The organism is Type-D symbiont of Plautia stali (assembly GCF_001485335.1).
Lineage (GTDB): Bacteria > Pseudomonadota > Gammaproteobacteria > Enterobacterales > Enterobacteriaceae > Pantoea > Pantoea vagans_C.
The window spans coordinates 1-5,130 of record NZ_BBOC01000152.1; the positions used below are offsets into that span (position 1 = coordinate 1).

A 5,130-nucleotide genomic window follows, 5' to 3' on the forward strand; every position below is an offset into this window, starting at 1 on the left:
CATAACGCCCAAGATGACGATCCGGTGCCCAGATGATCTTTTCACCGAGGCTATCAAGATGTTCGATCAGCTCAACCGCGATGCTGGATGTCACCACCCAATCTGCCCGCGCTTTCACCGCTGCCGAGGTATTGGCGTATACCACCACGGTGCGATCGGGGTGCGCATCACAGAAGCGATTGAACTCTTCAATCGGACAGCCAAGATCCAGTGAGCATTCCGCCTGCAAGGTCGGCATTAGCACGGTCTTTTCCGGACTCAGGATCTTGGCGGTTTCGCCCATAAAACGCACCCCGGCCACCAGCAAGGTTTTCGCCGGATGTGTACTGCCAAAGCGCGCCATTTCCAGTGAGTCCGAGACACAGCCGCCAGTCTCTTCCGCCAGCGCCTGAATTTCAGGATCGGTGTAATAGTGTGCCACCAGCACTGCATCACGCTCTTTTAGCAAGCGTTTGATTTCAGAGAGGTAATGGGATTTTTCATCCTGGCTGAGGCGCGCCGGTTTCGGCGGGAAGGGATAAATGGCGCTTTCAGGATCGAACATCAGGCTCATGACACGGCTCTCGTTTTCTCAATTTAACAAAATTGCCCTTTGAGGCAATGATGCGGCATCAAAACCGCCATCGTGTTTTATATGCTAAACACGATAGCGGAATTGCGCGAGAGTGTCGTCTCTTTTTTATGCGGGTTACAGCAGCAGTGATCCGCCTAACGCTTTTTGCGGGCTCTCCAGTTCGAGCAGAAATGCTTTCACATCTAACCCGCCGGCAAACCCGGTCAGTTTACCGTTGCTGCCAATCACACGATGACAGGGTGCCATAATCGACAACGGGTTTTTCCCGTTTGCCGCCCCCACCGCTCGCACGGCTTTCGGATTGCCAATCTGCTCCGCAATTTGCAGGTAACTGCGGGTTTCACCAAACGGAATCGTGAGCAGCGCCTGCCACACCTTTTTCTGAAACTCCGTCCCGACCGTGTCGTAAGGCATATCAAATTGCTGGCGCTCACCGGCGAAGTATTCGCGCAGTTGGCGCTCGGCCTCGCACAGTATCGGATGCTGGTCGTTGCGGCTGACAGGCTTGAGCGGTACGCGCTGTGACCCTTCGTTCTCCCAAAGAATCGCTGACAATCCTTTGTCTGTCGCAATCAGCGTCAGTTCTCCCACCGGTGTGGGGATGATTTTGGCATGATACATGTTGCACCTCCGGCGTAAATCAGTGCGCCATTATCGCACTTTTATCGCAACAGACTGGCTGTTTTCGGTCATGAGCGTGACTGCTCCCCGCCGTAAACGGTGAGGCTTCCCACTTCTCAGGCCGCAACCGTCTGTGTGACGGATTTACACTGGCCTCTGTGGGCAGAAACGACGAGTCCCGCCGCCTGTAATTCCATTATGCCTTTGTGCCAGATGTTTAGCGCCGCGTTGATATCGCGGTCATGCCCAACTCCACATTCAGGACATTGCCAGATGCGTTTATGCAATGGGATTTCCGACATTTTGTAACCGCAACAATGACAGGTTTTCGAGCTGGCGAACCATTGATCCAGTTTGACCAGATGAACCCCTGCCGCCTGTGCTTTGTATTCCAGTTTCATGATGAAACCATGCCAGCCCGCATCTCCAATAGCACGGGCAAGGCTGTGATTTTTCATCATGTTTGCCGCTTTCAGCGTCTCGACAATGACCGCTTGGTTTTCGTCAACCATTGCGCGAGAGAGTTTGTGCTGGAAATCGGCACGGGCGCTGGCTACCCGTTCGTGAACTGCCGAAAGCCGTAACCGTGCCTTTCGGCGGTTAGCGCTACCGCGCTGTTTTCGGGACAAGGCTTTCTGTTTGCGCCGCAGATTGCGGCTAGCGTTTATCAGGTGGCGTGGGTTGTTCACTTTGTCGCCACCCGACGGGATAAGGTAATGGGAAAGCCCCATATCATAGCCTGTTACCCGGGTGATGTAGGTCGGTTTTGCTGGCGCGTCCTGCCCGTCGTCCGAAAGGACAGAGGCATAGTATTTACCTGCGGCATTGCGGGTGATGGTTATGCTGGAAACCGTGCCGGCAATTTCCCGGTGAATGACCGCTTTAATCGGCGTCATTTTGGGCAACTGGATAGCGTCGGTTAATACTTTTCCGTTGGGATGATAGCTGGACTGTTTGCCGTGTTTGCTTTTGAACGTGGGAAATTTAGCTCGCTTCTGGAAGAAATGAGAAAATGCCCTGTCCAGATTAATCGCAGCTTGCTGCAATGCCAGTGAATCGTATTCTTTAAGCCAGCCGTAACGACGGGACTTTTTCGCTACCGCCAGCAGCGGCTTTAAATCACGCTTTGGTTTTAAGGAAACACCGTGGCGCTGGTAAGCGTGGCGGCTGATATGCAGGGCTTTATTGTACGCAAACCGCACTGCGCCGAACTGCGCATTTAAAAATGCAGTCTGTTCCGAGTCGGGGTAAAGGCGGACTTTAGTCGCTCTTTTCATTTTCAGCGCTCATAGCCAGAATGCGGTAAATTTAATGACTTAAGTGGGTTTATTCAAGTGAGTGTACATGAGGAATGTAAAGGATATCTCTCCCGCAGGCATAGCACCAGTAAGCTGGTAGTACACCTTATCTTTACGACGAAATACCGCCGTAAGGTTTTCGACGGCACGATAATCCAGCAGATACGCGAGGCGTTTATGTCGGCTGCGGAAAAGCTGGAAATAGAGATTCTGGACATGGACGGCGAAGCAGACCACGTTCACGTACTGGTCGCGTATCCGCCGAAACTGGCGGTAAGTGTACTGGTCAATAATTTGAAGTCGATTAGCAGCCGCCGCGTACGCATTCTGAATACGAATTTGCGCAAGGCAAGTAATAGCGGGGTGCTCTGGTCACACTCTTATTTCGCCTGTAGCGCCGGTGGTGCAACAATCGAAACGCTGAAAGCGTATGTTGCATCGCAGAAAACCCCTGATTAGCTCCCCTTATATCCCCGCCGATTGGGCGAGGGTTTACGGGGCAATTGCTAAACTGGTTTGCTGTCCGAAAGCAGCGAGTTTTGTTTAGCCACTTGCGCGACGATACCCAAAATCATTCAAGGCGCAGCACGGCGGCAAACCAGAGCAGCCAAGGTATCTGCGCTTTGAAGTACGAAGGGTATATGCGGTTTATTTGCTGGAGAAGATGATGTTCGATCCCGATATTGCTTACCAGGCGCTGACCTCGCGCGATAGCCGCTTTGACGGGCTTTTCTACGTCGGTGTGACGTCAACCGGCATCTATTGCCGCCCCATCTGTCCAGTGAAAGCGCCGATGCAGAAGAACTGCCTGTTTTTCACCAGCGCCGAAGCCGCCGAGAAAGCGCATTTCCGCCCCTGCCTGCGCTGCCGCCCCGAACTGGCCCCCGGTTTTGCGCCGGTCGATAGTCATCACCGCATCGCCGATCGCCTGATCCGCCGTATTGAAGAGGGCTTACTGGAAGAGCAGGAGACGCTCGCCGATATCGCCAGTGAGTTTGCCCTGAGCGAACGCCAACTTCGACGCGTGGTGCAACAGGAGCTGGGCGTATCGCCTATTGAGCTCCGCCAAACGCGACGCATGCTGCTGGCGAAGCAGCTCCTTACCGAGACTTCACTGCCCGTGACAGAAATCGCCTATGCCAGTGGCTTCCGCAGCCTGCGCCGCTTTAATGATGTATTCCAGGCACGCTACCGCATGACGCCCTCTCGTCTGCGCAAGCAAAGCCAACCCGACAGCATGACAACGGTGCAAGAGAGCGCTGAGCTACGTCTCAGCTATCGCCCGCCCTATGACTGGGCCGCGATCATCGATTTCCTGCAGCAGCGCGTGATGAAGGAGGTAGAGTGGGTCAATGAAGGCGTCTACCATCGCACCGTGTCGCTGGGTCATTGCCGAGGTTGGGTGCGGATCAGCCATCTCCCCGAAAAGCAGGCGCTCAAGGTCCAGTTCACCACCACCTTAACCCCGGTTTTGCCCGCATTGCTGCGGCGACTGCGCGATCTGTTTGATCTGGATGCCCAACCACAGCGCATCAGCGAGCAGCTAAGCCAGGATCCGCTGTTAGCCGAGAGTGTGTCTCGCTATCCCGGATTACGCGTTCCTGGTGCGTTTGACGGCTTTGAGTTGGGTGTGCGCGCTATCCTCGGCCAGCAGGTCACGGTAAAAGCTGCCACCACCCTCAGCAGTCGCGTGGCTGAACGTTTCGGTGAACCGTTGACCACGCCATGGCCTGAACTTTCTCGTTTACCACCTACCGCAGAATCACTCGCTGCTGCCACCATCGATGATATCGCCAGCCTTGGCATCGTGAGTGCGCGCTCACAGGCGATTCAGGCGCTGGCGCAGGCGTGTGCCTCCGGGGAGCTACGCTTTAACGGCGCAGTGAATCCTGACGTGGTACAGCAGCAACTGCTGGCGTTAAAAGGTGTTGGGCCGTGGACAGCGAGTTACATCGCGATGCGTGCCCTACGCTGGCCGGATGCGTTCCCGAAAGAGGACATTGCGATTCGTAACAATCTGGGCGGGGTTAGCGCTAAGGTCGCTGAAGCGTTATCGCAAGTTTGGCGCCCATGGCGCAGCTATGCGGTACTGCATATCTGGAAGAGTTTGACGCCGGGTAAATCTGCTGCAAGCGATAACAAAGTATGACGGTGCGTTCCATCTGACTATTAAACCGGGATGGTGCGTTCCAGTCGGCAATAAGGGGCGGTTACGTAAAGACGCCGTAAATACATCCCTGTAGGCTCTGCCGGCGGTTTACTCGCCTCATCCCTGAGGCTCGCCCACGTTGTGGGCCAACGCTGCGCAGGGACAAAAACGCTCCCGGCGTTTTTGTCCCTGCGCAGTACGCTTTACTCCACCGCCCCTTATCACCGCCTTCATGAAACATCTGTGCGGTTTTCATAAAGCAATGAATCGTTTCATGGGTCAGTAAAGGCGGGATCGGAAGAGCGAAGCGTCCGAGCCATGGATGGCGAGGCCGATCCACAGGGAAGTGAGACTCCTTCACGATCCGTCCCGCCTTTACTGGCCGGGGCACCCAACGCAAAGCCACTCCACCAAACATTGTTTTTGAAACGCAGATTTAATAAACGCAGAAAAGCAAAAAGGCGCCTTTAGGGCGCCTTTCTACATAG

Annotated in this window: 5 protein-coding genes; 2 read left to right on the plus strand and 3 right to left on the minus strand. The window is 54.7% G+C overall.

Going from position 1 to position 5,130, the window contains the following annotated elements; translation table 11 throughout:
* From PSSD_RS25305 to PSSD_RS25315, 3 genes are all read right to left on the minus strand, one after another.
* Nucleotides 1–553, minus strand: a 553-nt coding sequence (locus PSSD_RS25305; RefSeq protein WP_167347710.1) for a quinolinate synthase, incomplete at its 3' end; no start/stop codon positions are given.
* Between the two features lie 135 nt (nucleotides 554–688).
* A complete protein-coding gene (locus tag PSSD_RS25310; protein ID WP_039330404.1) occupies nucleotides 689–1,195 on the minus strand; it encodes a methylated-DNA--[protein]-cysteine S-methyltransferase in 507 nt (168 codons plus the stop codon).
* 116 nt (nucleotides 1,196–1,311) lie between these two features.
* The gene (locus tag PSSD_RS25315) at nucleotides 1,312–2,472 is read right to left on the minus strand and encodes an RNA-guided endonuclease InsQ/TnpB family protein (RefSeq protein ID WP_058974161.1); all 1,161 of its coding nucleotides are present in this window, start codon (nucleotides 2,470–2,472) and stop codon (nucleotides 1,312–1,314) included.
* Between the two features lie 57 nt (nucleotides 2,473–2,529).
* On the opposite strand from PSSD_RS25315, the gene tnpA reads away from it, so the two are divergent.
* Complete coding sequence (gene tnpA / locus PSSD_RS25320) at nucleotides 2,530–2,952, plus strand: IS200/IS605 family transposase (protein WP_058974162.1); 423 nt, start codon at nucleotides 2,530–2,532, stop codon at nucleotides 2,950–2,952.
* 208 nt (nucleotides 2,953–3,160) lie between these two features.
* Nucleotides 3,161–4,642 carry an AlkA N-terminal domain-containing protein gene (locus tag PSSD_RS25325; RefSeq protein WP_058974163.1) on the plus strand — a complete coding sequence of 494 codons (1,482 nt, stop codon included), beginning with the start codon at nucleotides 3,161–3,163 and terminating at the stop codon, nucleotides 4,640–4,642.
* The last annotated feature ends 488 nt before the right edge of the window (nucleotides 4,643–5,130 follow it).

Excerpts from the sequence above, each read along its gene's own strand:
- PSSD_RS25310 (WP_039330404.1), bottom strand. The coding sequence starts at position 1,195 with ATGTATCATGCCAAAATCATCCCCACACCGGTGGGAGAACTGACGCTG.
- PSSD_RS25315 (WP_058974161.1), bottom strand. The coding sequence starts at position 2,472 with ATGAAAAGAGCGACTAAAGTCCGCCTTTACCCCGACTCGGAACAGACT.
- PSSD_RS25325 (WP_058974163.1), top strand. The coding sequence starts at position 3,161 with ATGTTCGATCCCGATATTGCTTACCAGGCGCTGACCTCGCGCGATAGC.